The sequence below is a fragment of the Aeromonas sp. FDAARGOS 1406 genome (assembly GCF_019048565.1).
Classification (GTDB): domain Bacteria; phylum Pseudomonadota; class Gammaproteobacteria; order Enterobacterales; family Aeromonadaceae; genus Aeromonas; species Aeromonas caviae.
In genome coordinates this window covers 2,098,471-2,125,313 of record NZ_CP077378.1, presented here as the reverse complement: position 1 = coordinate 2,125,313, position 26,843 = coordinate 2,098,471, and the positions used below count along the sequence as shown (strand labels likewise).

At 63.6% G+C, this 26,843-nt stretch carries 26 protein-coding genes; 15 read left to right on the top strand and 11 right to left on the bottom strand.

Annotated elements, in window-relative coordinates; translation table 11 throughout:
* Positions 1–221: 221 nt before the first annotated feature.
* Positions 222–1,460 (top strand): multifunctional CCA addition/repair protein, encoded by a 1,239-nt coding sequence (locus tag I6L36_RS09940; protein WP_045522083.1) that lies wholly within the window; start codon positions 222–224, stop codon positions 1,458–1,460.
* 101 nt (positions 1,461–1,561) lie between these two features.
* Here the strand turns inward: I6L36_RS09940 and I6L36_RS09935 are convergent, their stop codons facing one another.
* Both I6L36_RS09935 and I6L36_RS09930 read right to left on the bottom strand, forming a co-directional pair.
* Positions 1,562–2,827 carry an inorganic phosphate transporter gene (locus tag I6L36_RS09935; protein ID WP_069784272.1) on the bottom strand — a complete coding sequence of 422 codons (1,266 nt, stop codon included), beginning with the start codon at positions 2,825–2,827 and terminating at the stop codon, positions 1,562–1,564.
* 25 nt (positions 2,828–2,852) lie between these two features.
* Positions 2,853–3,533: a TIGR00153 family protein gene (locus I6L36_RS09930; protein WP_010675736.1), complete on the bottom strand. Its 681-nt coding sequence runs from the start codon at positions 3,531–3,533 to the stop codon at positions 2,853–2,855.
* 169 nt (positions 3,534–3,702) lie between these two features.
* Here I6L36_RS09930 and I6L36_RS09925 point away from each other — a divergent pair, with 169 nt between their 5' ends.
* Positions 3,703–4,656, top strand: coding sequence for an inorganic triphosphatase (locus I6L36_RS09925; RefSeq protein ID WP_216987120.1), 954 nt, complete (start codon positions 3,703–3,705; stop codon positions 4,654–4,656).
* Positions 4,657–4,735: 79 nt separating this feature from the next.
* Here the strand turns inward: I6L36_RS09925 and I6L36_RS09920 are convergent, their stop codons facing one another.
* From I6L36_RS09920 to hslR, 7 genes are all read right to left on the bottom strand, one after another.
* Positions 4,736–5,206, bottom strand: coding sequence for a glycine zipper 2TM domain-containing protein (locus I6L36_RS09920; protein ID WP_010675734.1), 471 nt, complete (start codon positions 5,204–5,206; stop codon positions 4,736–4,738).
* Positions 5,207–5,337: 131 nt separating this feature from the next.
* Positions 5,338–5,790: an N-acetyltransferase gene (locus I6L36_RS09915; RefSeq protein ID WP_010675733.1), complete on the bottom strand. Its 453-nt coding sequence runs from the start codon at positions 5,788–5,790 to the stop codon at positions 5,338–5,340.
* A gap of 140 nt (positions 5,791–5,930) precedes the next feature.
* Positions 5,931–7,733 carry an aminopeptidase P family protein gene (locus tag I6L36_RS09910; protein WP_216987119.1) on the bottom strand — a complete coding sequence of 601 codons (1,803 nt, stop codon included), beginning with the start codon at positions 7,731–7,733 and terminating at the stop codon, positions 5,931–5,933.
* A 33-nt stretch (positions 7,734–7,766) separates the two neighbouring features.
* Positions 7,767–8,432 (bottom strand): GntR family transcriptional regulator, encoded by a 666-nt coding sequence (locus I6L36_RS09905; RefSeq protein ID WP_029314822.1) that lies wholly within the window; start codon positions 8,430–8,432, stop codon positions 7,767–7,769.
* 173 nt (positions 8,433–8,605) lie between these two features.
* Positions 8,606–10,231 carry a phosphoenolpyruvate carboxykinase (ATP) gene (gene pckA, locus I6L36_RS09900; protein WP_010675730.1) on the bottom strand — a complete coding sequence of 542 codons (1,626 nt, stop codon included), beginning with the start codon at positions 10,229–10,231 and terminating at the stop codon, positions 8,606–8,608.
* A gap of 149 nt (positions 10,232–10,380) precedes the next feature.
* Entirely contained in the window at positions 10,381–11,265 is an 885-nt protein-coding gene (gene hslO, locus I6L36_RS09895; RefSeq protein WP_010675729.1) for an Hsp33 family molecular chaperone HslO, read from the bottom strand.
* Between the two features lie 104 nt (positions 11,266–11,369).
* A complete protein-coding gene (gene hslR, locus I6L36_RS09890) occupies positions 11,370–11,768 on the bottom strand; it encodes a ribosome-associated heat shock protein Hsp15 (RefSeq protein WP_109112589.1) in 399 nt (132 codons plus the stop codon).
* Between the two features lie 213 nt (positions 11,769–11,981).
* Here hslR and exeC point away from each other — a divergent pair, with 213 nt between their 5' ends.
* From exeC to exeN, 12 genes are all read left to right on the top strand, one after another.
* Positions 11,982–12,833 (top strand): GspC family type II secretion system variant ExeC, encoded by an 852-nt coding sequence (gene exeC, locus I6L36_RS09885; protein WP_272865916.1) that lies wholly within the window; start codon positions 11,982–11,984, stop codon positions 12,831–12,833.
* A 21-nt stretch (positions 12,834–12,854) separates the two neighbouring features.
* The gene (gene exeD, locus I6L36_RS09880) at positions 12,855–14,909 is read left to right on the top strand and encodes a GspD family T2SS secretin variant ExeD (RefSeq protein ID WP_010675726.1); all 2,055 of its coding nucleotides are present in this window, start codon (positions 12,855–12,857) and stop codon (positions 14,907–14,909) included.
* The gene (exeE, locus tag I6L36_RS09875; protein WP_042014784.1) at positions 14,909–16,414 is read left to right on the top strand and encodes a GspE family T2SS ATPase variant ExeE; all 1,506 of its coding nucleotides are present in this window, start codon (positions 14,909–14,911) and stop codon (positions 16,412–16,414) included. Before exeD ends, exeE begins: the two co-directional genes overlap by 1 nt.
* Position 16,415: 1 nt before the next feature.
* Entirely contained in the window at positions 16,416–17,636 is a 1,221-nt protein-coding gene (gene exeF / locus I6L36_RS09870) for a GspF family T2SS innner membrane protein variant ExeF (protein ID WP_039040588.1), read from the top strand.
* Positions 17,637–17,752: 116 nt separating this feature from the next.
* Positions 17,753–18,184 carry a GspG family T2SS major pseudopilin variant ExeG gene (gene exeG / locus I6L36_RS09865; protein WP_010675723.1) on the top strand — a complete coding sequence of 144 codons (432 nt, stop codon included), beginning with the start codon at positions 17,753–17,755 and terminating at the stop codon, positions 18,182–18,184.
* A 47-nt stretch (positions 18,185–18,231) separates the two neighbouring features.
* Positions 18,232–18,795 (top strand): GspH family T2SS minor pseudopilin variant ExeH, encoded by a 564-nt coding sequence (gene exeH / locus I6L36_RS09860; protein WP_039040587.1) that lies wholly within the window; start codon positions 18,232–18,234, stop codon positions 18,793–18,795.
* 74 nt (positions 18,796–18,869) lie between these two features.
* The gene (exeI, locus tag I6L36_RS09855) at positions 18,870–19,214 is read left to right on the top strand and encodes a GspI family T2SS minor pseudopilin variant ExeI (RefSeq protein WP_039040586.1); all 345 of its coding nucleotides are present in this window, start codon (positions 18,870–18,872) and stop codon (positions 19,212–19,214) included.
* 44 nt (positions 19,215–19,258) lie between these two features.
* Entirely contained in the window at positions 19,259–19,900 is a 642-nt protein-coding gene (exeJ, locus tag I6L36_RS09850) for a GspJ family T2SS minor pseudopilin variant ExeJ (protein ID WP_109112590.1), read from the top strand.
* Positions 19,901–20,089: 189 nt separating this feature from the next.
* Positions 20,090–21,115 carry a GspK family T2SS minor pseudopilin variant ExeK gene (gene exeK / locus I6L36_RS09845; protein WP_041213947.1) on the top strand — a complete coding sequence of 342 codons (1,026 nt, stop codon included), beginning with the start codon at positions 20,090–20,092 and terminating at the stop codon, positions 21,113–21,115.
* Between the two features lie 112 nt (positions 21,116–21,227).
* The gene (exeL, locus tag I6L36_RS09840; protein ID WP_080767872.1) at positions 21,228–22,412 is read left to right on the top strand and encodes a GspL family type II secretion system protein ExeL; all 1,185 of its coding nucleotides are present in this window, start codon (positions 21,228–21,230) and stop codon (positions 22,410–22,412) included.
* Positions 22,409–22,900, top strand: coding sequence for a GspM family type II secretion system protein ExeM (gene exeM, locus I6L36_RS09835; RefSeq protein WP_010675717.1), 492 nt, complete (start codon positions 22,409–22,411; stop codon positions 22,898–22,900). Before exeL ends, exeM begins: the two co-directional genes overlap by 4 nt.
* Positions 22,897–23,655 (top strand): GspN family type II secretion system protein ExeN, encoded by a 759-nt coding sequence (gene exeN, locus I6L36_RS09830; protein WP_109112592.1) that lies wholly within the window; start codon positions 22,897–22,899, stop codon positions 23,653–23,655. Before exeM ends, exeN begins: the two co-directional genes overlap by 4 nt.
* Before the next feature lie 48 nt (positions 23,656–23,703).
* On the opposite strand, the gene I6L36_RS09825 is transcribed toward exeN, so the two are convergent.
* A complete protein-coding gene (locus I6L36_RS09825; RefSeq protein WP_109112593.1) occupies positions 23,704–24,513 on the bottom strand; it encodes a helix-turn-helix transcriptional regulator in 810 nt (269 codons plus the stop codon).
* Between the two features lie 145 nt (positions 24,514–24,658).
* Here I6L36_RS09825 and tyrS point away from each other — a divergent pair, with 145 nt between their 5' ends.
* Positions 24,659–25,924 carry a tyrosine--tRNA ligase gene (gene tyrS, locus I6L36_RS09820; protein WP_109112595.1) on the top strand — a complete coding sequence of 422 codons (1,266 nt, stop codon included), beginning with the start codon at positions 24,659–24,661 and terminating at the stop codon, positions 25,922–25,924.
* Here tyrS and I6L36_RS09815 read toward each other — a convergent pair.
* Positions 25,919–26,824, bottom strand: coding sequence for a LysR family transcriptional regulator (locus I6L36_RS09815; protein WP_042864913.1), 906 nt, complete (start codon positions 26,822–26,824; stop codon positions 25,919–25,921). The genes tyrS and I6L36_RS09815 overlap by 6 nt on opposite strands.
* Between the last annotated feature and the right edge of the window lie 19 nt (positions 26,825–26,843).

Here is a 26,843-nt window from a genome sequence, read left to right as displayed (position 1 = left end):
ATTCCATTGTTATGGGCGGCAGGTTAAAGCCTCCCAAAAGGGATGTCAAAGACCCGGATACCATAAGGGGAGCTGGCTCGAACCACGGGCTGACTCACCCAGGACGATGGCGGAAAGCGGCCGCCCGGCCAAGTGATGACGAGCCCGGTGCGGCGGGGGCACATCGTCTCTCTTGGCCAAAAGCGGTATCATCGGGGCAAGTTTATCGAGGGAGAGTGCGCGTGCAGATTTATCTGGTAGGAGGGGCGGTACGGGATCGCCTGTTGGGACTGCCCCAGGGTGACAGGGATCACCTGGTGGTCGGCGCCACGGTGGAGCAGATGCTGGGTCTCGGATTCACCCAGGTGGGCCGAGACTTTCCGGTCTTTCTTCACCCCAAAACCCAGCAGGAGTACGCCCTGGCGCGCACCGAGCGCAAGCAGGGGCAGGGTTACACCGGCTTCGTCTGCCATGCCGCCCCCGAGGTGACGCTGGAGCAGGATCTGCTGCGCCGGGATCTCACCATCAACGCCATCGCCGAAGATGAGGACGGGCAACTGCACGATCCCTACGGCGGCGTGCAGGATCTGGAGGCGCGGTTGCTGCGCCATGTCTCGCCGGCCTTTGCCGAGGATCCTCTGCGCATCCTGCGGGTGGCGCGCTTCGCCGCCCGTTTCCATGCCCAGGGGTTCGTGGTGGCCCCCGAGACGCTGGGGCTGATGCGCGAGATGACGGAGGCTGGAGAGCTGGCCCACCTGACCCCGGAGCGGGTCTGGAAGGAGCTGGAAAAAGTGCTGCTGGGGCCGACACCCCAGATCTTCTTCGAGGTGCTGCGCGAATGCGGCGCCCTCAAGGCGCTCTTCCCCGAGCTCGATGCCCTGTTCGGTGTGCCGGCCCCTGCCAGATGGCACCCGGAGATCGACACCGGCATCCACACCATGATGGTGCTGGCGCAGGCATGTCGTCTCTCCCCCGAACTGACCGTGCGCTTCGCGTCCCTCTGCCACGACTTTGGCAAGGGGCTGACCCCGCCCGCCTTCTGGCCGAGCCATCACGGCCATGGTCAGAAGGGGTTGCCGCTCATTCGCGATTTTTGCGAGCGCTTCCGGGTGCCGAACGAGTGTCGCGATCTGGCACTGCTGGTGAGCGACCTGCACACCCATATCCACATTGCCTTCGAGCTCAAGCCCGCGACCCTGCTCAAGGTATTCGACAAGGCCGATGCCTGGCGCAGACCGGAGCGCTTTGCCCAGCTGCTCGATGCCTGTCGCGCCGACTTCCACGGTCGTACCGGCTTCGAAGAGAAGGTCTACAGTCAGCCGGACTATGTCGCCGAGGCCCTGGAGGCGGCGCAGGCTGTGCCGGTCAAGGAGATAGTGGCGGCCGGCTTCAAAGGGGAGGCAATCCGCGAGCAGCTTGCCAAGCGGCGGCTCGATGCCATCAGCCGGGTGCGCGACGAGTGGACCTTTATCGAGGAGTAAACGCCGCAGCCGATCGACGCTCAATCGACGGCGTGATATGGGCGAAGCATAAAAAAGCCCGGGTCAATGACCCGGGCTTTTTGTCGTGCGGCGTGGGCTGCTCAGGAGAAGCAGGCCTGCAACACGTAGAAGATGGCGATGGCCAGGATGGCGCCCGCGGGCAGGGTGATGACCCAGGAGACCACGATGTTGCGCAGCACGCCCAGGTTCAGGGCCGCGATGCCCCGTGCCAGACCGACGCCCATGACGGCACCGACCAGGGTCTGGGTGGTGGAGATGGGCAGACCGGTGCCGGAGGCTATCACCACGGTGGCGGCGGTGGCCAGCTGGGCTGCGAAGCCACGGCTCGGGGTCAGGTGGGTGATGCCGGTGCCGACGGTCGCCATCACCTTCTCGCCCATGGTGGCCAGACCGATGACGATGCCGATGCCGCCAAGGGGCAGGATCCACCAGGCGATGTGGGAGCTGCCGCCGATCTCGCCGCCGGCCGCCACGATGGAGGCGACTGCAGAGAGCGGACCGATGGCGTTGGCCACGTCGTTGGAGCCATGGGCGAAGGCCATGGCGCAGGCGGTGATGATCATCAGGATGCCGAACACCTTCTCCACGTTGGCGAAGTGCATCTTGCTGTCATCTTTCGGGTTGTACTGCTGGCCGCGGATATAGATCCAGCCGGCAAACGCCACCGCGATGGAGATGGCGACGGAGAGCAGCGCGCCTTCGCCATTGCTCAGGTGCAGACCGACGTGGGTCAGCCCCTTCTTGATGGTCACCAGGCAGATGACCAGGGACGTCAGGAACATGTAGAAGGGGACATAGCGCTTGGCGTTGTCCAGGGGATTGTCCGTGTTGAAGATGAGCTTCTGCACGCTGATGAACATGAAGTAGGCGATGATGCCCGAGATGGCCGGCGTGATGATCCAGGAGCCGACGATGCCGCCAAACTTGTTCCACTGTACCGCTTCCGGACCGATGCTCACCACGGCGAAGCCCACGATGGCGCCGATGATGGAGTGGGTGGTGGAGACGGGCCAGCCGAAATAGGAGGCCAGGATCAGCCACAGACCCGCAGCCAGCAGGGAGGCGATCATGCCAAGCACCAGCAGATCCGGCGTGTCGGCAAAGGCGTTGCTGTCGATGATGCCGCTGCGGATGGTTGCCGTCACTTCGCCACCGGCCAGATAGGCACCGGCAAATTCAAAGATCATGGCGATGATGATCGCCTGACGGATGGTCAGGGACTTGGTGCCGACCGATGTGCCCATGGCATTGGCGACGTCGTTCGCACCAATACCCCAGGCCATCAAAAAGCCGAACAAGGCCGCCACGAGCACCAGGGTGGTGCCGTAATTCGCGATAATGTCCATTAGTAGTGTTTACCCAGTCAGTCGATTACGAACGAGCCAGCATCAATTCCAGACGGGCGCCAACGCGCTCTGCCTGATCAGCCAGGTCACCTACCCATTCGAGGATCTTGTAGAGGAACATAACGTCGATCGGATTGTATTTGTGCTCAACGGCTTGCAGCTGTTGGCGCAGCCCGATCTGCATGGTGTCAGTATCGTCCTCGATGAGATCCAGCTGGTGGATCATCTCGGCAACCATTTCAACTTCACGTCCTTTAAAGCCGGTTTCGAGCAGCTCATCGAGTTCTCCGATGGCTTTTTCGGCTTGGGCGGTCGCATCGATACAGCGTTTGAGATAGGCCATGAAATCGGCGCGCATCTCGGTGGGGAATTCCATCTTGCGGCCAAGCATGCGACCGGAAATATCCTTGGCACGGTTGGCAATCTTGTCCTGCTGGGTCAAGAGCTCCAGCAGATCGGTACGGGCGACCGGCAGGAACAGGCCGCGGGGGAGTTTCAAGCGGATTTCGCGCTTGAGGATGTCCGCTTCTTTTTCCAGCTGGGCGATCTGTTGCCGGATCTTCTCGGCATCTTCCCAGCGGTCTTCAGCGACGGCATCAAAGAAGGGAATGAGCTGTTCGCAGCACACGTGAACCTTGACGATATGCTTCTGCAGCGGCTTGATGGGGGACTTGGCAAAAAGACCCAAAATAGTATTTACTGGCATGGCCAAACCTGTGTCGGTGAAAAAACACTCGATACGATTTTATGAGGGGCGCATGGTAACCGAACTGTGCCATCAATAAAACCGTGAATTAATCGTGAACTGTCGCTGGCATTATATCCTCGCGACCCTGAACATGCCCCCCAAAGTTGCCCGCCAGCCCGGAATGACTATGCAAACTGAGATCGAGATAAAGTTTTTCGTCACCAGCAATATTCAAGAATCCCTCTCCAAGCTTCTGAATTCACTAGATATTATATCTTCCAATCAAGCCGCTCTTGGCAACGTCTATTTCGACACGCCCGACCTGGGTTTGCGTGGGCTCGAGATGGGGTTGCGCATTCGTCGCAGCGATGATTTTTCCGAGCAGACCATCAAGTGCCGGGGGCAGGTCGTGGGCGGATTGCACGCCAGACCCGAGTACAACACCCCGGTAGAGGGAACCATTCCGACCCTGTCTGCCTTTCCTGCCGATATCTGGCCGAGTCTGGCTGTGCGCGATGAACTCCAGAGCCGTCTGGTGGCCCAGTTCAGCACCGATTTCCTGCGCCGCCACTGGCTGATCGCATTCGGAGATGCCGAGATCGAGCTGGCCTGGGATCAGGGGGAGATTGTCGGTGCCCTGGGGCGTACCGGGATCGACGAGCTGGAGCTGGAGCTGAAATCCGGTGATGCCCGCGCCCTGTTCACCCTGGCGAGCAAGCTGGCGGCGCTGGGAGGATTGCGGCTGGGTGCCCAGTCCAAGGCGCAGCGCGGATACAGGCTGGCTGGGCTTGGCAAACCACTGGCCGTGCAGCCCCTGCAAGGGATTGAGGGCAAAGATCAGAAGACCAGCATTACCCTGGGTCTGCAGCACTGGCTGTATCATGAGCAGCTCTGGCTCGAGAGTGGCGATGCTGGCGAACAACAACGGGCGCTGCATGCCCTGCTCGAGGGGGTATCCCTGGTTGCCGAGGCGGCAGGCACGCTGACGGTGCCCCCCTCCTGGCTGGCCGACCTGCAGGCGCAACAGCGTCTGATGATGCAGGTATCCGGGGATCGTGCATCACTTCATGCCCTGTTCCACCATGCCGACCTGGTGGGCCTGCAGCTGTCCATCGCGGCCTGGCTGCATCTGGGGGCGTGAATCCTCTGTGGTGCAGAGCGCAAAAAGGTGAGCCCGGGCTCACCTTTTTTTATGGCATTTTGCATCTTGAGCGGCGCTATCAGTTCACCACGGCCACGTTGATGGTGCCGTTGCCCTGGGTCATGCGGACCCGGGCACCAGGTACAAAGGTGGGGCTGGCCTTTTGTACTACCACGATGGATTCGCCGTTCTCTTTCTTGATCTCGAGCTCGACCCCGTCAACCTGGTTGAGTTTGTCCCCTGCCGCCTTGCCGGCCGCCGCACCCGCGATGGCGCCACCGGCCGCCGCGATGTCACTGCCACGACCGCCGCCTATGGTGCTGCCGAGCAGACCGCCGACCACGGCACCGCCAATGGTGCCGATCAGGGAGTTCTCATCGGCCTGGATCTTGACGGGGCGGGTGGAGAGGATGGTGCCATAGCTGACGGTCTGTACCTGCTTGGCGCGATCCTTGGTGTAGACATCGCCGGAGTAGACGTCGCTGTTGGCACAGCCGGTGATGGCGGTGGTGGCCGCCAGCAGGGTGACGAGAGCAATACGTTTGAACATGATGGGCCTCCTGGGCGGGCATCGGATTAATCTGGTGATGAATTGCACTTTACGCCAACCAGATTGCGCATTAAACCCGCAAAGTGTAACCAATTATGTGGCCGGAAGGCTCTCGTGCCGGTGGTGGATGGTCAGGTCAGGGCTTTTTCCAGCAGCAGGCGATCCTCGCCCGGCCCGAAGTAGCCTCTCTCTTCTGCCAACTGCTGATAACCCAGCCTGAAGTAGAGGCGCTGGGCCGGATTGGCGGGATCAACGGTCAGTCTGACCCGCTCAACTTCCAGTTTCAGCAGTCCCTGCTCCACCTGCAACATCATTTGCTCGGCCAGGCCGAAGCCGCGCGCTTCGGGGCGTACCGCGAGGGAGAGCAGCCAGCCCTGCGACCGATCCTGACCAAGCCCCCCGAGGGCATAGCCCAGCAGCCGGCCTTCCCGTTCCGCGACGACCAGCAGTTCGGGCCACAGATCCATGGCCTGGCGAAAGAAGAAACCGGGGTAGACATCCTCGCCGAAGACATCGGCATCTATCTGCCAGATGGCGTGCATGTCGGTATGGGTGGCAAGGCGCAATACGGGGGACGAGTGCATCGGGGCTCCTCTCATCGGGTCTCTGCTGCGGGGCAGCCAAAAAGGAGGCACAGGGTAGAAGGGGCGGGGAGTCGATGCAAGTGGGGGGGCGTTTGTGGCATGCCGCGGATAAAGAAACAGGGCCCGCAGGCCCTGTGTCATCAGAGGAGGCTGGTCGCCTGCTCCAGCCAGGCGAGATCCTCGCCCTCCAGCAGCGGGCTCAGACGGCGGTAGACCTCCGCATGGTATTCGTTGATCCAGCGGAACTCCGCCGGACTCAGCAGGCTGCGATCGATGAGGCGGATGTCGAACGGCACATAGGTCAGTCGCTCGAAGCCCAGCATCGGCAGCTCGCCACGGGCCTCCTGTTCGGTCACCACCACCAGGTTTTCACAGCGGATGCCGAAGGCATCTTCCCGGTAGTAGCCCGGCTCGTTGGAGAGCACCATGCCCGGCTGCAGGGCCACCAGGCTGCCCTTGGGGGCGATGCGCTGCGGGCCTTCGTGCACGCTGAGGAAGTGGCCGACGCCGTGGCCGGTGCCATGGTCGTAGTTGTAACCGGCCTGCCACAGGGGCATGCGGGCCAGCACGTCGAGCTGGATGCCGGCAGTGCCACGGGGGAAGCGGGCCTGATCCAGGGCAATATGACCCTGCAGTACCCGGGTAAACATGGCTCTGTGCTCGTCGGTTACCTCACCCACCTTGACGGTGCGGGTGATGTCGGTGGTGCCGTCCAGGTACTGGGCGCCGGAGTCCACCAGATAGATGCTGTCCTGGCCGAAGGCGCGCGGGGTACCGTTGGTGTGGCGGTAGTGGCACATGGCGGCGTTGGGGCCGAGTGCCGAGATGGTGTCGAAGCTCGGCTCCACATAGTGCTCCTGCTCGTGGCGGAAGGCTTCCAGCTGGTCGGCCAGGGTGCCTTCGTCCACACCGTCGAACTCGCCGCTGGCGATCAGGCGATCCAGCCAGGCCAGGAAGCGGGTGACGGCAACGCCGTCGCGCAGGTGGGCGGCACGCATGCCGGCCAGCTCCACGGGGTTCTTGCACGCCTTGGGCAGCATGGTGGGATCCTGGCCGGCCACCAGAATGGCGCCCGCCTCTTCCATCACGAGCTGGGTCCAGGCGTTGGCGGTGTTGGGGTCGGCCAGCACCTTCTGCTGATCCTCGCCGATGCGCTGCAACACGTCACCCAGCTTGTCGATGGGGTAGACGGAGACATCCTGCCCCACGTGCTGGCTGAAGGCGAAGCAGTCGATCTTGTCGGTATCGACGAAGAAATCCATGGTGGCGTTGGCGTAGAGCACCGCAAAGCCCAGCACCACCGGCAGGCGTTCCACGTCGCGACCACGCAGGTTGAGCAGCCAGTTGATGGGCTCGGCCTGGGTCAGCAACACCGCATCCAGCCCGCGCTTGCGCAGATCGCTGGCCAGCATTTCGCGCTTGGCCTGGCTAGACTGGCCCGCCAGCTCCTCGCTGTAGAGGATGACAGGGCTCTTGGTCGGAGCGGGACGATCGCTCCAGTGCAGATCGATGGGGTTCTCGTCGATGCGCACCAGCTCGATGCCGTGATCGGCCAGCACGGCGTTGGCGTTCTGATACCAGGCCAGGCTATGCAGGCGGGCATCGAAGCCGACCCGGGAGCCTGAGGGCAACTGCTCCGCCAGCCACTGCACGTGGGGGTCTTCATTGAGGTGGAGAAACTCGAACAGCTCGGCCGGCGCCTGCATGCGCGCCTGCACGGTATAACGACCGTCGATGAACAGGGCCGCCCGATGCGCCAGGATGATGGCGAGCCCGGCGGAGCCGTTGAAACCCGTGATCCAGTCCAGCCGCTCGGCATAGGCGGGAATGTACTCCCCCAGATGCTCGTCGTCGTGGGGAACGATGAAGGCGTCCAGCTCCAGCGTGGCCAGTGTGGCCCTGACCTGGGCGACGCGGGTTTCAATAATCTCGAAATGGTTCATGTCGTTATTGCCAGCTTGTGGTGATGTGAGTGTTCATTGATGGTGGCCGCTTGCCAGGATCTGTCTGATCGATTGGCCTGCCGCCTCGATGTGTTGCTTGAGCAGTACCACTGCTTCGTGCTTGCGCCGGGCGCGGCACAGTTCAAGGAGTCGGGCGTGCTCCCGCTCGGCCTTGTCCACGCCGCCCTGGGCGAACAGCAGTTCGAAACGCACATAGCGGTCGCAGCTCAGATTGATCTGGGCGATCAGTTCCAGTGCCTGGGGGCGATTGGCTGCCTGGTAGAGGGTGGCGTGAAAGCGGTGATTCAACTCGGCCCAGTGTTCGATCTGGGTGCCAGACTCCAGCGCCAGATCAAACTGGGCGAGGATGGCTTGCGCCTGGGCGAAGGTCTCCTCCGTCATCAGGTCGACGGCGTGGAACAGGGTATCGGCTTCGAGCAGTGCCCGCAAATAAAAGAGCTCCTCGATGGCTGAGGCATCCAGCATGGTCACCACGGCGCCGCGATGGGCCTCGAACTTCACCAGCCCCTGGGCTTCCAGTTGCATCAGGGCTTCCCGTACCGGGATACGGCTCACCGCCAGCTCCTTGGCGATGGCGTCCTGGCGCAGGGGGGCGCCCGCTGCAAACTCGCCACGCAATATCCGGCCGCGGAGGTTCTCCATCACCATCTGGGTTCGGGTCTTGTAAGGTGGGGTCATGCTGGGGTCACGGGCAGGTTGCAAAATTGTATATTGTATAAAGTTTGGCTGAATCTAACGCGCAAGGGCCGTCAAGGCAAGGCTTGGCGGGAGCCATATGCCGCGCATCGGCCAAAAAAATACCGGCCAGCAGGGCTGACCGGTACGGGATTGTGAGACGCGAGGCGCGTTTCTTACAACTGCGGGCCCGCCGCGACCAGGCGTTTGCCTTCGTCGTTGTCGGTGAAGCGCTCGAAGTTCTTGATGAAACGCCCGGCCAGATCGGCCGCCTTGGCATCCCACTCGGCCTGGTCGGCATAAGTGTCTCGCGGGTCCAGGATGGCGGGGTTGACGCCCGGCAGCTCGGTCGGCACTTCCAGATTGAACACAGGCAGTACCTTGGTCGGCGCCTTTTCGATGGAACCATCCAGGATGGCGTCGATGATGCCACGGGTATCCTTGATGGAGATCCGCTTGCCTGTGCCGTTCCAGCCGGTGTTGACCAGATAGGCTTCAGCCCCTGCCGCTTCCATCCGTTTCACCAGCTCCTGGCCGTACTTGGTCGGGTGCAGGCTGAGGAAAGCCGCGCCGAAGCAGGAGGAGAAGGTCGGGGTCGGCTCTGTGATGCCGCGCTCGGTACCGGCCAGCTTGGCGGTGAAGCCGGACAGGAAGTGGTACTTGGTCTGCTCCTTGGTCAGCTTGGCGACCGGGGGCAGCACACCGAAGGCGTCTGCGGTCAGGAAGATCACCTTGGTGGCGTGACCCGCCTTGGAGACCGGCTTGACGATGTTGTCGATGTGATAGATGGGGTAGGAGACCCGGGTATTCTCGGTGCGGGAACCATCGTCGAAGTCGATGGTGCCATCGGCGGCCACGGTCACGTTCTCCAGCAGCGCATCGCGGCGGATGGCGTGGTAGATGTCCGGCTCGGCCTCTTCGGAGAGCTTGATGGTCTTGGCGTAGCAGCCCCCTTCGAAGTTGAACACGCCGTGATCATCCCAGCCGTGCTCGTCATCGCCGATCAGCTGACGCTTGGGATCGGTGGAGAGGGTGGTCTTGCCGGTGCCGGAGAGGCCGAAGAAGATGGCCACGTCCCCATCCTTGCCCACGTTGGCGGAGCAGTGCATGGAGGCGATGCCGCGCAGGGGCAGGAAGTAGTTCATCATGGAGAACATGCCCTTCTTCATCTCGCCACCGTACCAGGTGCCGCCGATGAGTTGCATCTTCTCGGTCATGTTGAAGGCGACGAAGTTCTCGGAGTTGAGACCTTGCTCCTTCCAGTTCGGGTTGGTGCACTTGGCACCGTTCATCACCACGAAGTCCGGTTTGAAGGTCTTCAGCTCCTCTTCGCTCGGGCGGATGAACATGTTCTTCACGAAGTGCGCCTGCCAGGCCACCTCGGTGATGATGCGCACCGCCAGGCGGGTGTCCGGGTTGGCGCCGCAGAAGCCGTCCACCACGAACAGACGCTTGCCGGAGAGCTGTTTGGTGACCAGCCCTTTCAGATGTGACCACACTTCCGGGGTAATCGCCTTGTTATCGTTTTTACCCTGGTCAGACCACCACACAGTATCCTGGGTAGTGGCATCTTTGACGATATATTTATCTTTAGGGGAGCGGCCGGTGAAGATGCCGGTGTTGACGTTGACGGCGCCAAGCTCGGTGACGACGCCACGTTCGAAGCCCTCAAGGTCTGAGCGGGTCTCTTCAGCGAAAAGCTGCTCATAGGAGGGGTTGCGAACGATTTCCTGGCTGTTTTTGATACCGTATTGGTCCAGCTTCAGTTGTTGGGCCAGGGTGGGTTCTACCACGATTGTCATTGTATTCTCCTGGGTTCAGAGGTGTGTAGGGTTCTATCTGACGTTCATGCTACCACCTAGGTGGTAGTTTTTAGCGATCGCCATCAAACTTTATAAAATAGGGTATTTTTTTGTTATTTAAGTTAAAGGCGGGTTTTGCCCGCCTTTGATTAGTGTAACTGGTTTGCATCATTACCGGGAGCCCTGCTGAACAGGGTTTCGATGTCTATCCCGTCGAATTCGTAGTGGGCGCCGCAGTAATCGCAGTGCATGTCGATCTTGCCGAGCTCCTGCACCATGGATACCGCTTCTTCCTTGTCTATCTGCAGCAAGGCCCCTTCGCAACGGGCGCGGGAGCAGGTGCAGCGGAACTCGATGGCCTGGGGATCGAACACCCGTACCTTGTCCTGGTGGTAGAGGCGGTAGAGGATCTCTTCCGCGTCCAGACCGAACAGCTCTTCGTCCTTGATGGTGGTGGTGAGCTGGACCAGGTGGTCGAAATCTTCGCTGTGATCCTCGCTCTGGGCCGGCAGCTCCTGCAGCAGGATGCCCGCCGCACGGGGCTCGCCCTCGTGGTGGCCGGTGCGGATCCAGAGGCGGGTGGCCAGTTGTTCGGACTGGGCGAAGTAGTGCTCCAGGCATGCCGCCAGGGTGTCGGCCTCCAGGGCGATGATGCCCTGATAGCGCTCTCCCTGATCCGGGGTGATGGTGATGACCAGATGGCCGTTGCCGATCAGGCTTTGCAGCTTGCCGTCCGTCGGCAGTTCCCCTTCATAGCGTGCCACGCCGCGCAATTGCTGGTTGTTGTCGCCGTTGATGACGGCCAGACGCACCGGACCATCCCCCTGCAGCTGCACCGTGATGGAGCCTTCGAACTTGAGGGTGGCGGTCAGCAGGCTGGTGGCAACCAGCAGCTCGCCCAGCAGGTGCTGCACCTGTACCGGGTAGTTCTGGGCGTCGATGATGTGGCGGTAGGTACGATCCAGCTGGACCAGCTCTCCACGCACTTCGTACTCTTCGAACAGATAGCGATACAGAAGGTCTTGGTTACTCATCATGGTTTCCTAGGATGTTCTTGGGGGAAAATAAACACATTGTTAAACAGGTGGTTAGGAACTAATTCCTCCACCTGTCGTCATAAAGGGGCCACAGACGCGGATTAGGATTGCTTGACCCGGATAAGCTGGCGTCGCTCCTGCTTGTCAGGTCGGCGCTCCGGGCTTGGGGCAAACTGGCTGTTGAAGCGGCGGGCTTCGCTGTTTTCGGCCCGTTTCTTCAGGCTGGCCTCTGTCTCTTCATAGAGTTGCTGGGCCAGCGGGGCGGATTTGCGCTGCTCGCTCACCTCGAGCACCCGCACCTCCCGCTCGTCCTGGCCTTGCCAGAATCGCACCAGGGCGCCGACCTCGACCGCCTTGCCCGGCTTGGTGCGCTGGCCGTTGTAGTGCACCTTGCCGCCGTCGATCTGATCCCGCGCCAGACTGCGGGTCTTGTAAAAGCGGGCGGCCCACAGCCACTTGTCGAGACGGACCTGAGTGCTGCCTTGTGCTGGATTCGACATGGATCGGCTCCGGGATGGCTGAAAAGGTGCCTGATTATACCAGAGGCGGGCCCCGGGATAGAAACAGGGGGCATCCGGGTGTGACGGAAACTGAATTTTCACCCCTTGGTCCCATCCGGTCGGTTGTCTCTGGGTCCATTGCCGTACACAATAGCCAACCGACTTGGATGCCAGACAATTTTGAGAAAGATGACGCTACCGTTCAGGGATGATTTGTTGACTTCCCTTCTGGCTCGCTGCAAGGCCATGCCACTCTCTCGTTTCAGCCAGCCCCTGTTCTGGCTTCTGCTGCTGTTGCTGGCCCAGCAGTGTGCCGTGCTCACCTGGCGCCTGTACGAACTGGCCCAGCCCGCTCCCCTGACCCCCTGGCAACCCTCGGTCACCTCGGTGCAGGGGAGTGGCGGCGATCGCCTCGATCTGGGCAACCTCAGCCGCCTCTCTCTCTTTGGCAAGGCGCTGCAACCCCAGGCGGACAAGGCGGCAGAGACGGTGGCGGCGGATGCCCCGAAAACCCAGCTCAACGCCCAGCTCAACGGGGTGCTGGCAAGCTCGGATCCCGCCAAGTCCATCGCCATCATCGCCCACAACGGGACACAGAACTCTTACGGCATCGGAGACTACATCGACGGTACCCAGGCCAGGATACGCCAGGTGTTTGCCGATCGGGTCATCATCGCCCGGGACGGCCGTGACGAGACCCTGATGCTGGACGGGGAAGAGTATGGCAAGCCCCTGCCCAAACCGGCCCGCCAGGAGGGGCTCTCCTCCGTGCGCAGCGAACTGCTGGGCAACCCGGGCAAGATCACCGATTACCTCAATATTTCTCCGGTCCGGGTGGACGGTCGCATGACCGGCTATCGCCTCAACCCAGGTCGCAATCCGGAACTGTTCAATCAACTCGGACTGGTCGCCAACGATCTGGCGGTCAGCATCAACGGCCTGGATCTGCGTGACAACGCCCAGGCCATGCAGGCGATGCAGCAGGTGGCGGGCGCCACGGAAATGACCGTCACCGTCGAGCGGCAAGGACAGCTCTACGACGTCTATGTCGGCTTGTCAGAATAATGAATTGGAGTAGCACCAAGAATGACAAATAAAGGGAAGGGCTGGCGTCTGGCCACCATGGCGGCAGCCTTGATGATGGCCGGTTCTGCCTGGGCCACCGAGTATTCCGCCAGTTTCAAGAACGCCGACATCGAGGAGTTCATCAACACGGTCGGCAAGAACCTGAACAAAACCATCATCATAGAGCCATCGGTACGCGGCAAGATCAACGTGCGCAGCTATGACCTGCTCAACGAGGATCAGTACTACCAGTTCTTCCTGAGCGTGCTCGACGTTTACGGCTTTGCCGTGGTGCCCATGAACAACGGCGTGCTCAAGGTGGTGCGCTCCAAGGATGCCAAGACCTCGGCCATCCCCGTGGTGGATGACACCAACCCCGGCGTGGGTGACGAGATGGTGACCCGGGTCGTGCCGGTGCGCAATGTCTCGGTCCGTGAACTGGCCCCCCTGCTGCGTCAGCTCAACGACAACGCCGGCGGCGGCAACGTGGTCCACTACGAGCCCTCCAACGTGCTGCTCATCACCGGCCGCGCCGCCGTGGTCAACCGCCTGGTGGAGGTGGTTCGCCGGGTGGACAAGGCGGGGGATCAGGACATGGACGTCATCAAGCTCAAGTTCGCCTCCGCCGGCGAGATGGTGCGGCTGGTGACCAACCTCAACAAGGATGGCAGCAATCAGGGGGCCAACGCCTCGCTGCTGCTCTCCCCCAAGGTGGTGGCCGACGAGCGCACCAACTCCGTGGTCATCAGCGGCGAGCCCAAGGCCCGTGCCCGCATCATCCAGATGGTGCGCCAGCTCGACCGGGATCTGCAGAGCCAGGGCAACACCCGGGTCTTCTACCTGAAATATGGCAAGGCCAAGGATCTGGTGGACGTCCTCAAGGGGGTCAGCTCCAGCATCGCCGCCGACAAGAAGGGCGGGGCGGCTGCCACGGCCACGGGCGGCGCCAGCATCGGCGGCGGCCAGCTCGCCATCTCCGCCGACGAGACCACCAATGCCCTGGTGATCACCGCCCAGCCGGACGTGATGGCCGAGCTGGAGCAGGTCATCGCCAAGCTCGACATTCGTCGTGCCCAGGTGCTGGTGGAGGCCATCATCGTCGAGATATCGGATGGTGACGGCATGAACCTCGGGGTGCAGTGGGCCAACACCAATGGCGGCGGCACCCAGTTCACCGACACCGGTCTGCCCATCGGCTCCTTGGCCATCGCCGCCAAGGATTACAAAGACAACGGCAACACCGACGGCCTGTCATCCCTGGCGGGCAGCTTCAGCGGCATGGCGGCAGGCTTCTATCACGGAGACTGGGCGGCGCTGGTGACGGCGCTCTCCACCAACAGCAAGAACGACATCCTCTCCACCCCGAGCATCGTCACCATGGACAACAAGGAGGCCTCCTTCAACGTCGGTCAGGAAGTGCCGGTGCAGAGCGGCTCCCAGAGCTCCACCACCAGCGATCAGGTGTTCAACACCATAGAGCGCAAGACGGTGGGGACCAAGCTGGTGGTGACGCCCCAGATCAACGAAGGAGATTCCGTGCTGCTCAACATCGAGCAGGAGGTCTCCAGCGTGGCACAGAAGCAGGCGACCGGGACCGCCAACCTGGGCCCCACCTTCGATACCCGCACCGTGAAGAACGCCGTGCTGGTCAAGAGCGGCGAGACAGTGGTGCTGGGCGGCCTGATGGACGAACAGACCCAGGAGCAGATCTCCAAGGTGCCCCTGCTCGGGGATATTCCGGTGCTGGGCTACCTGTTCCGTTCCTCCAAGACCTCCACCGCCAAGCGCAACCTGATGGTCTTCATCCGCCCGACCATATTGCGTGACGCCAATGTCTACTCCGGGGTCTCCAGCAACAAGTACACCCTGTTCAGGGCCGAACAGCTGAGCCGGGCTGCGGAAGAGGGCTATGCCACCTCGCCGGCTCGCCAGGTGCTGCCCGCCTATGGCCAGGACGTGATGATGTCCCCCGAGGTGCAGCAGCAGATCCAGAGAATGCAGGCCCAGCAGCAGGCGACCGCCACCGGCGTGCGCGCCCAGGTGCAGGAGCAGCCCTTCGTGCAGAGCAAGCCCTGATGGCCGCCTACCAGCTCGATGGCAGCGAGCTGCCGGCTCCCCTGCCGGAACTGCCGTTCGCGTTTGCCCGCAACTTCGGGGCCATCCTGACCGAGCGCCAGGGTGCCCCGGTGCTGCTCTGTCGTCAGGGGATCTCCCCCCAGACCCTGCTGGAGGTGCGACGGGTGGCGGGCTGTGCCTTCGCGGTGGAGCAGCTTGGCAACGACGAGTTCGAGACGCTCCTTATGGCCCACTATCAGCGTGACTCCTCTGAGGCGCGTCAGCTGATGGAGGATCTCGGCAACGAGATGGACTTCTTTGCCCTGGCCGAGGAGCTGCCCCAGAGCGAGGATCTGCTGGATGCCGACGACGACGCCCCCATCATTCGCCTCATCAATGCCATGTTGAGCGAGGCGATAAAAGAAGAGGCGTCCGACATCCACATCGAGACCTTCGAGCGGGCCCTGGTGATCCGTTTTCGCATCGATGGGGTGCTGCGGGAGATCCTGCGCCCCCATCGCAAGCTCGCCTCCCTGCTGGTGTCGCGCATCAAGGTCATGTCGCGCATGGACATCGCCGAGAAGCGGGTGCCGCAAGATGGCCGCATCTCACTGCGCATCGGCGGCCGGGCGGTGGACGTGCGGGTCTCCACCATGCCGTCCAGCTACGGCGAGCGGGTGGTGCTGCGACTGCTGGACAAGAACAACGTGCGCCTCGAGCTCAAGCAGCTCGGCATGACGCTGGCCAACCGCAACATCATCAGCGAACTCATTCGCAAGCCCCACGGCATCATTCTGGTGACGGGCCCGACCGGTTCGGGCAAGTCCACCACCCTTTATGCGGCCCTCTCGGAGATCAACTCCCGGGATCGCAACATCCTGACCGTCGAAGACCCCATCGAATATGACCTCGAAGGGGTGGGCCAGACCCAGGTCAACAGCAAGGTGGACATGACCTTCGCCCGGGGCCTGCGCGCCATTCTGCGCCAGGATCCGGACGTGGTGATGGTGGGGGAAATCCGTGACCTCGAGACCGCCCAGATCGCGGTGCAGGCATCCCTCACCGGTCATCTGGTGATGTCGACCCTGCACACCAACACCGCCATCGGCGCCATCACCCGGATGCGGGACATGGGGATCGAGCCCTTCCTGCTCTCCTCGTCGCTCCTGGCGGTACTGGCCCAGCGGCTGGTGCGCACTCTCTGCCCGGATTGCCGCGCACCGCACCCTGTCACCGAGCAGGAGCGTGTTGCCATGGGCATCGAGCTTGCGCCGGATCAGCAGATCTGGCGTCCGGTGGGCTGCGAGCAGTGCAACCACACCGGCTATCGCGGCCGGACCGGCATCCACGAGCTGGTGGTGGTGGACGAGGCAGTGCGCGAGGCGATCCACAGCGCCAGCGGCGAGCTCGCCATCGAGCGGCTGATCCGGGGTCACACCCCCAGCATCCGCCGCGACGGCATCGACAAGGTGCTCAAGGGGCAGACCAGCCTCGAAGAGGTGCTGCGCGTGACCCGGGAAGACTGAGATGGCGGCATTTGAATACAAGGCCCTCGACGGCAAGGGGCGCAACAAGAGCGGCGTGCTGGAAGGGGATTCCGCCCGCCAGGTGCGCCAGCTGCTGCGCGAGCAGGGGCTGACCCCCCTCGAGGTGAACGAGACCACCGAGAAGGCCAAGCGGGAGGCGAACCGCTTCGTGCTGTTTCGCCGTGGTGCCTCCACCGCAGAACTGGCCCTCATCACCCGCCAGCTGGCGACCCTGGTGGGGGCCGGTCTCACCATCGAAGAGGCCCTCAAGGCGGTCGCCGAGCAGTGCGAGAAGGCCCACCTGCGCAGCCTGGTGGCGACGGTGCGCAGCAAGGTGGTGGAGGGGTATTCCCTGGCCGACTCGCTGGGGGCCTTCCCCCATGTGTTCGACCAGCTGTTCCGCTCCATGGTGGCGGCCGGCGAGAAGTCCGGTCACCTGGAGAAGGTGCTCAACCGTCTCGCCGATTACACCGAGCAGCGCCAGCACATGCGCACCAAGCTGCTGCAGGCGATGATCTATCCCATCGTCCTCACCCTGGTGGCGGTGGGGGTCATCTCCATCCTGCTCACCGCCGTGGTGCCCAAGGTGGTGGCCCAGTTCGAACACATGGGCCAGCAACTGCCGGGTACCACCCGTTTCCTCATCGGCACCAGCGAGCTGTTGCAGCACTACGGCCTCTGGTTCCTGCTGCTCCTTGGCATTGGCGGCCTGATCTGGCGCTGGTGGCTGACCGACGACAAGCGTCGCCGTCGCTGGCACCAGGTGATACTGCGCCTGCCGGTGATCGGTCGGGTCAGCCGCGGTCTCAACACCGCCCGCTTTGCCCGCACCCTGAGCATCCTCAACGCCAGCGCCGTGCCCCTGCTGGAGGGAATGAAGATCGCCGGCGAAGTGCTCTCCAACGACTATGCCCGCATGCGCATCGGTGAGGCCACCGAGCGGGTGCGGGAGGGGACCAGCCTGCGCAAGTCGCTGGATGAAACCAGAATTTTTCCGCCCATGATGCTGCACATGATCGCCTCGGGCGAGCAGAGCGGCGAGCTCGACAGCATGCTGGAGCGGGCGGCGGACAACCAGGACAGGGAGTTCGAAACCCAGGTGAACATCGCCCTCGGGGTGTTCGAGCCCATGCTGGTGGTCTCCATGGCCGGGGTGGTGCTGTTTATCGTGATGTCGATCCTGCAGCCGATCCTGGAGCTCAACAACATGGTGAATCTGTGAGGGTCGGGTGCCCGAATAGGCTTCGCCATTCGAACCTGCAAATTCAATCGAACGATCGTGGTTTAACAGTTAATCGTTGATGGCTCATGCCATCTCATTTCGTTAGGGAGTCAGTCATGCAAAAGCGTCGTCAATCGGGTTTTACCCTGCTGGAAGTGATGGTGGTCATCGTGATCCTGGGGATCCTGGCCAGCCTGGTGGTGCCCAACCTGATGGGCAACAAGGAGAAGGCGGATCAGCAAAAAGCGGTCTCCGACATAGTGGCGCTGGAAAACGCCCTCGACATGTACAAGCTGGACAACAACCGCTACCCCACCACCGAGCAGGGGCTGGACGCCCTGGTCAACAAGCCGACCGCATCCCCTGAGCCGCGCAGCTACCGTGAAGGGGGCTACATCAAGCGCCTGCCGCAGGATCCCTGGGGCAACCAGTACCAGCTGCTGAGCCCGGGCCAGTTCGGCAAGATCGACATCTTCTCCATGGGGATGGACGGCGAAGCTGGGACCGATGACGACATCGGCAACTGGAACCTGAAGGACTTCCAATAAGTGATTCCGCCGCGTCGTGCTCACTGCGCCACCCCGGGGCTGCCTGAATGAAGGTGGCCTCTTGGGCCCGTCACCAGGCCGGTTTTACCTTGCTGGAAGTGTTGCTGGTCGCCATGTTGATGGGACTGGTGGCCACTGCCGTCACCCTCAGCATGGGGGGAGCCAGGGGGGATCGGGAGCTCGACAAGCAGGCGCGCCGCTTCATGGCGACCCTGCAGCAGGCCCAGGAGTATTCGGTCATGGATGGCAGGCTGCTGGGGCTGCGGGTCGAGGAGAACGGCTGGCAGTTTATGTCCCGGGATCCCAAGGATCGCAAGTGGCGCGCCCTGACCGGTGACAAGTTGCTGGGGCCGGTGACGTTGCCGGAGGGGATGACCCTGGCGGTGGAGCTGGAAGGTTTCAACTGGCGTACTGCGTCGGACGAACGCCAGGAGCAGGGTCGGGACGAGCGCGAGCGGACACCCCAGATCCTGGTCTTTCCGGGGGGAGAGCTCTCTCCCTTCGTGCTGACCCTGAGCCAGCAGGACGAGGATCTGCACTACCTGCGCACCGTCAGGGGGGACGAGTTCGGTCGTCTCTCCCTGTTGCAGGATGAAGAGGAAGAAGAGTGAGGAGCGCCAGGCCCGCAGGGGGCGTTCTAGCGCGTCGCACCGCTCTGTCGGGCGGCCCCGCCCGGGGGCGCGGCATGACGCTGCTGGAGGTGATGGTGGCCCTGGCGGTGTTTGCCATCGCCGGGCTGGCGGTGATGAAGACCGCGAGCGAACACCTGGCCGGCCTCAATTATCTGGAGCAGAAGACCCTGGCGACCTGGGTGGTGGAGAATCAGCTGGTGCAGCAGAAGCTCGAAGGCAAGTGGCCGGGAGACAGCTGGGTGGAAGGGGACGAGGAGATGGCCGGGCAGACCTGGTACTGGCGCTATCGCGGCGTCGCCACGGCGGACAGCAACTTCAGGGCGCTGGACATGGAAGTGCGCACCGCGCCCAAGGCCGAGAGCCCGGTGGCCATGATCCGGACCTATCTCAGCCGATGAACATTCATCAACGTGCGTCCATGATCCGGAGCCGGTGTCAGCCGATGATCCAGAGCAACACCCGCCCATCGCACCACCGCGGCTTTACCCTGCTTGAGATGCTGGTGGCCATCGCCATCTTCGCCACCCTGAGCCTGGGGGCCTATCAGGTGCTGCAAGGGGTGCTGACCAGCGACGAGGTGGCTAAGCGCAAGGAGGCCCGCCTCTCGGAACTGCAGCTCGCCTTCAGCCTGCTGGAGCGGGATGTCACCCAGATGGTGCCGCGCAGCGGTCGCATCGACGGCGAGAACAACAAGGTGCTGCTGGCGGCGTCCCGCTTCGGCCAGCAGAGCGACGACTGGGGCATGGCCTTCAGTCGCGGCGGCTGGCTCAATCCGGACGGCATACTGCCGCGCTCCGGCCTGCAACGAGTGGGTTGGCGTCTCAAGGGGCAGACCCTGGAGCGGTTGAGCTACCTCTATCCGGATCCGGCCATTGGCACCGAGCCGCGCATTCAGCCCGTGCTGACCGGCGTGACGGCGCTGCGCCTCTATTTCTACGACAAGGGACAGTGGAAGGAGGAGTGGACCCAGCGCGACCTGCTGCCCTACGGGCTGGCGGTGGAGCTGGAGCTTGAAGACTACGGCACCATCCGTCGCCAGTTTCTGATCGGAGCCGGTGGTCAGAGGGCAGAGAATGGTAACTGATCGTCGTTTTCCCCTGTCTATCACGGAGGATGACGGCACTATTCGACGCCGCCAGTTCTTGATCGGTGCTGGTGGCCAGAGGGCAGAGAATGGTAACTGATCGTCGTTTTCCCCTGTCTATCACGGAGGATGACGGCACTATTCGACGTCGCCAGTTCCTGAACGGTGCTGGTGGCCAGCGAGCGGACAATGGCAATTAAGCGCGGCCGGGGCCGATCCCGCACTACACTGGGCCGCCAGGGGGGCATGGCCCTGCTGGTGGTGCTGCTCATCCTCGCGGTGATGGTGATCGTCGCCAGCAACATGAGCGGCCGCCTGCAACTGGAACTGCGCCGCACCGCCAACCTCACCCTGGGCAAGCAGGCCTGGTGGTATGCCATGTCGGCGGAGGCCCTGGTGATCAAGGTGCTGAACCAGGACTTCAAGGATGACCCGGATCGGGTGAGTCTGGGACAGAACTGGGCGCGGGAGGACGGGGTCTTCCCGGTGGAGGATGGCACTCTCTCGGGCCGGGTGCGGGATCTGCAATCCTGCTTCAACCTCAACAGCCTGAGCGTGCCCCTCAAGGAGGGGGAGAACGGCGACGATCTCGATGCCCAGCCTTACCAGTTCAAGGTGTTCCGGGCCCTGCTCGCCCAGCTCGAGGTGGATGATTACGAAGCGGTGCAACTGACGGACGCCATCCGCGACTGGACCGACAAGGATACCCAGCTGGTCTCGAGCAACGGGGCCGAGGATGCCTACTACGAGGGACTCAATCCCCCCTACCTGGTGGCTAACCAGCGGATGCTGGGCACCGACGAATTGCGGGCGGTGCGCGGGGTGAGCGCCAGCCTGTACGCCCGGTTGGCCCCCTATGTGTGCTCCCTGCCCAATGACAAGCTGGTGGTGAACATCAACACCATCCGGCCGGAGCAGGCGGCCCTGCTGGTGGGGCTCTACCAGGGGAAGATCGGGCTGGACGATGCCAAGCGGGTGCTGACCAGCCGCCCCAAGAAGGGGTGGAAGAACAAGCAGGAGATGACGGAACAGTTGCAGGTTCAGCCGGGTGCCATCACCGGGCTGGATGGCGCCCTGGACATCAAGAGCAGCTTCTTCGAGGCCCGCCTGCTGGCGGAGGTAGGGGAGACCCGCGCCAGGCTTGAGACCGTCTTCCAGCGTGGCAAGGACAACAAGCTGGTGATGCTGCGTCGCCTGAGCGGCGGCGCCGAATAACAAGGGGGCGTGGGGCGGTTCAGCTGCCCTGCGCATCCCCCGATTGGACTGCAACCCATGGCTGTGCGCCCGCCCCCCTGAGGGAGGAGCGGGCATGGCAGGAGAGACATTAGTGAGCGAGAGTCTGGTCATCCGTCTGGGGACCAATGCGCAGCAGCCAGTGCACTGGCTGGTCTGGTCGGCGCAGGAGCAGGAGATCATCGCCTCCGGCATCCTGGCATCGGCGCACGCCCTCGGCGAGCTGCAGGAGCGTGCCGGTGGTCGCCCCGTGGTGACCCTGGTGCCCGGCAGCGATCTTATCTTCCGGCGGGTCAATCTGCCGGGCAAATACAGCCGCCAGAGTGCGGCGGCCCTGCCTTATCTGCTGGAGGAGCAGATCGCCTCAGACGTGGACGATCTGCACCTGGTGGTGCTCGGCCATCAGGGCCGCGAGGTGGATCTGATGGCGGTGGACAAGGGGAAGATGCACTCCTGGCTCGGTTGGCTGGAGCAGGCAGGGCTCAAGACCCTGCACCTGCTGCCCGACGTGCTGGCGCTGCCGCTCGCCGCCGATGGCTGGTCAGCCCTGCAACTGGGGGAGGAGTGGCTGGTCCGCCAGGGCCCCCGTCAGGGCATAGTGGCGGAGGAATCCCTGCTGGCCATGCTGCTGGCAGCGCAGACCGAACCCGTCACCCTTCACTGCCATACTCCCATCCCCGCCATGGCGGCGGGCAACTGGCAGGGGGCTGACCCGGAACTGCCCATGCTGTTGCTGGCGAAAGGGGCGCTGACCTGCCAGGCCAACCTGTTGCAGGGGCCCTATCGTCCCCAGACCGAATACGCCCGCTACTGGTTGCAGTGGCGCAAGGTGGCGGTGCTGGCAGGCGTATTGTTGCTGGTGGCCTTGGTGCAGCGCGGTGTGCATCTGCACCAGCTGGCGGAACAGGACAAGGCCCTCAAGGCTGAGATCCGGCAGGTCTACACCCGGATCTTCCCGGGGGAGACGCGCATCGTCAACGTGCGCAGCCAGATGACCCAGCACCTCCAGCAGTTGGGGCAGGCTCCCCAGGATGGCGTCCTGTTGCTCCTGACCGAGCTGGCCCCGGTGTTTGCCGAGGTGCCCGGCCTCAAGCCCGAGGTGCTGCGCTTCGATGCAGCCCGGGGCGAGCTGAGGTTGCAGGTGACGGCCCCCGGCTTCACCGAGATCGAACGTTTCCGCGAGCTGGCGGGCAAGCGCTTCGAGGTGCAGCAGGGTGAGGTGCGAAGCACCGAAGGCAAGGTCGAAGGGGCGCTGGTGCTCAAGGGGAGGTCGTCATGATGGACAAACTGCAGAGCTGGTGGCGCGGCATCAGTGCCCGCGAGCAGCGGCTGGTGGCGGTGGGGGGCAGCGTGCTGCTCATCGGGCTCTTCTACTGGGCGATCTGGCAGCCGGTGGCAAATCGCATAGCCGAGCGCGAGCGGCAGGTGGTGAACCAGCAGCAGACCCTGGCCTGGCTCAAGGAGAAGGGACAGGAGGTGCTGGCGATGCAGGGGGGACAGGGGCGCCAGATCGATACCGGCGGTACCCTGGACGGTGTGGTGAACCGCACCGCCTTCAACCAGAAGATCAAGATTGCCCGCTTGCAGCCCCAGGGTCAGGAGCTGCAGGTATGGATAGACACAGTGCCGTTCGATGATCTGCTGATCTGGCTTGCGACCCTCTCGGATCAATACGGCGTCCAGGTGCAGATCATCGAGCTGGCCCGCGAGGGGCTGGCCCCCGGGCTGGTCAAGGTCAGACGTTTGCAGTTGAGTCGTTCCCAATGAAGCGAAAAATAGTGATCGCCAGTCTCTTCCTGCTGGCCTATCTCGGTTTCCTGCTGGCCCAGTTGCCTGCATCCCTGGTGGTGCGCCATCTGCCGCTGCCCCCCAATCTGGTGCGGCTGGAGGGGGTGAGCGGCACCCTCTGGAGCGGTCAGGCCGCCCGGGTGCAATATGCCAGCGAGTCCCTCACCCAGTTGCGCTGGGATCTCGATGGCTGGTCCCTGCTGCGGCTGGCGCCCGAGGTGTCGGTGCGCTTTGGCGAGCGCAGCGGACTCAACGGGCAGGGGATCCTGGGTTGGAACGGTGCCGCTTTCGGGCGCGACATCACCCTGAATGCGCCGGCCCCCTGGGTGCTGGAGCGGGTGCCGATGAGACCCCCTTTCCCGTTGACGGCGGCGGGTCAGTTGCAGCTCAAGATCGACCAGTTTGCCCAGGGCAATCCCTGGTGCGACAACCTTTACGGGGATCTTCACTGGTATGACGCACAGGCGGACACCCCGGCGGGCAAGCTGGCCCTGGGGGATCCCGAGATCACGCTCACCTGTCTCGACTCCCGGCTGGTGGCCGAGATCAAGCAGGGCTCGGAGGCGGTGCAGGTGCTGGGCAAGCTGGAGTTGCAGGCCAATCGCCAGTACCTGTTCCAGGGCACCCTGAAACCGGGTCCCGAGCTGCCGGACCAGATGAAACAGGGGCTCCCCTTCCTCGGCCAGCCCGATGGGCAGGGGCGCTTCCCGCTGCGTTATCAGGGCCGCATCTGACGGCGTTGCCCATGGTTTGAACCACCCCGCCCCGGCGGGGTGGTGTCGTTATGGGGGCGCGCCGGCTGGCGCCGTGATGAGGTGATTGAGGAAGAAGCTGAACAGCTCGGCCCGGGAGTGCAGGTTCAACTTGGCGTAGAGATGCTTGCGGTGATTCTTCACCGTGCCGCTGCCGATGCCGAGCGCACCGGCAATGGCCTCGGTATCCAGCCCCTGCAACAGCAAACCCGCCACCTGGCGCTCCCGCCGGGTCAGCTGATCTCCCCCCACACTGGCGATAGCCTGCTCCACGGCTCCCTTGAGGTCAGTGCCATCTGACCTGGCCGGGCTGCGGGCCAGGCGGGGTGTCTCTTCCCGCCAGTGCTGGCGACACAGGGAGTGGACCAGCGGGAACAGTGCCTCCAGCCTGGTCAGCTCGTCACGGCTGAGGGAGCGGCGCTTGTCGAGGCGGCCCAGAAACAGCATCAGGGTGAGGCCGCCGCGCACCGGCAGGATCAGCCCCACCTCTTCCTGCCAGCCGGTGGCCTGATAGAAGTGGTGGCGATACTCGGGGTCGAGCCGCCCCCGCGACACCTGCGCCAGGGTCCAGACCCCGGCACCCAGCCCCTGCTCCAGCGCCTGCATGAAGGGATCCTGACTGAAGTGGCGTGTGAGGTAGCGGTCGAATAATAGGGCCCGCTGATGATGCAGGTTGTCGTAGAGGTAGACGGGGCGCAGCCCCACCCCGAGCAGCAGGGCACAGTCGAACGCCACCTGTTGCTGGATGAGGCGCACCAGGGCTGCTGGGAAGCCGCTGCCGTGCAGGGCATCGACGGCGGCGGTCAGGCTCAGGGTATCCGTGGCAGGAGACGGGGGCATGGCGATGGGCTCCGGGTCAGGGAATGGTTTCCCCACGATGGCAGGATGCTAGCACGGGAGTGGCAAAACTGTCCCCTGGGGGACATATCTGCCAGCACCGCAAACGGCGAGGATGGCCCTCTTTCTCTTGCTGTTGGAGCCCTCCATGACAAATCCTCACCTGCTCGATGAGCTGACCCAGCGCGGCCTGGTGGCCCAGAATTCCGACCCGGTGGCGCTGGCCGACCATCTTGCCACCCCGCGCACCGTCTACTGCGGGTTCGATCCCACCGCTGGCAGCCTGCACATCGGCCACCTGGTGCCACTGCTGATGCTGCGCCGCTTCCAGCTGGCGGGCCACACCCCGGTGGCCCTGGTGGGCGGGGCCACCGGCCTTATCGGCGATCCCAGCTTCAAGGCAAGCGAGCGTACCCTCAACAGCGCCGAAACGGTGCAGGGCTGGGTCGCCAGCCTGTCGGCCCAGATAAGCGCCCTGCTGACGGCGAGCGATGGGCTGGCGGCGCCGCTGCTGGTCAACAACGCCGACTGGATGGGGCAGATGTCCGCCCTCGATTTTCTGCGGGACATCGGCAAGCACTTCTCGGTCAACGCCATGCTGGCCCGCGAATCGGTGCGCCAGCGCCTGGCCCGCCCGGATCAGGGGATCTCGTTCACCGAGTTCTCCTACGCCCTGCTGCAATCCCAGGACTTCGCCGTGCTCAACCAGCGCCTCGGCTGCACCCTGCAGATCGGCGGCAACGACCAGTGGGGCAACATCACCAGCGGCATGGATCTCACACGGCGGCTGCATCAGGCCCAGGTCTATGGCATGACGCTGCCGCTCATCACCAAGGCCGATGGCACCAAGTTCGGCAAGACCGAGGGGGGCGCCGTCTGGCTCGACCCGGCGCTCACCTCCCCTTACGCCTTCTACCAGTTCTGGCTCGGCACCGCAGACGAGGATGTCTACCGCTTCCTGCGCTACTACAGCTTTATGCCGCTGGCCGAGATTGAGACGCTGGAAGCGGAGGATGCGAAGCGGCAGGGGCGCAAGCTGGCCCAGCAGGTGCTGGCGGACGAGCTGACCGAACTGGTACACGGCAAGGGGGCGCTGGCGGCGGCGCAGCGCATCAGCGAATTGTTGTTCAGTGGCGAGGTAGGGCGCCTTGGGGAGAGCGATCTGGCCCAGCTGGCGCAAGATGGCATGCCAAGCAGCCCGATCAAGGGGGAAACGGATCTGGTGACCCTGCTGGTGGAGTGCGGCCTGGCCAACTCGAAGCGGATCGCCCGCGAGCTGCTGGCGGCGGGAGCCGTCAGCGTCAACGGTGCGATCCGCCAGGATGAGCCGCTCACCGCCGACGATCGGCTGTTCGACCGCTACCTGCTGCTGCGCCGGGGCAAGAAGCAGTACCACCTGGTGATCCGCTCATGAAGGGGTGAGCGCCTCGATGACGTAGTCGAGGAAGTGGCCGACCAGGGCCGACTCGGCCCGGCGCTGGGTATAGAGGGCGTAGAAATGGGCCCCCTTGGGGCGATAGTCCGGCAGCACTTCGCGCACCACCCCCTCGGCCAGCTCGGCCGCCACCAGGTAGCGCGGCAGGCGGGCTATCCCCAGTCCCTGGCGCATCCCTTGGTGAATCGCCTTCTTGCTGCTGAAGGCCAGTTCGCCCGCTACCTCGAGAGGGATCTCGCGCCCCTGGGCAAGCAGGGGCCAGCGCTCGTGGCGGCCGTACTCCTGGCTGCGGGTGATGAGGCTGTGCTGGTGCAGATCCTGCGGTGTGCTGAGGGGCGGGTGGCGGTCGAGGTAGTCGGCGCTGGCGCAGAGCACCAGATCGTCCACCGCGATGGGGCGCGCCAGGTAGGGCTGGGTGCCGAGCTCGGTGCTGCGAAACGCCACGTGCAGGTTGTCGCGCAGCAGGTCGGCCGGGGTATTGCTGAAGTCGGCGATGATCCGCACCTCCGGGTGATCGGCGCGAAAGCGCAGCAGCACCGGAGTCAGCACCACCTCGCCCCACAGATCCGGCGCCGTGATGCGCAGCTCCCCGCACAGTGCCGAGCGGCGGCGCTGCAGGCCGTCCAGCAACTGCTCGTGCAGGGCGATCATCTGGTCGGCCTGGCGGTAAGCGAGCTCTCCTGCATCGGTCAGTTGCACCCGGCGGGTGGTGCGACTCAGGAGCACGCTGCCGAGGCTCTGCTCCAGGTGGCGCAGATCTTTTGACGCCTTGCTCGGGGTGATGCCGAGCTGGGCCGCCGCCGCGGCGAAGGATCCACAGCGGACGATGGCGACCAGCAGGCGCATCAGGTAGAGGGTGTCGAGCTTGTGATGACTCATGAGGGGTGGCCTATTGTGT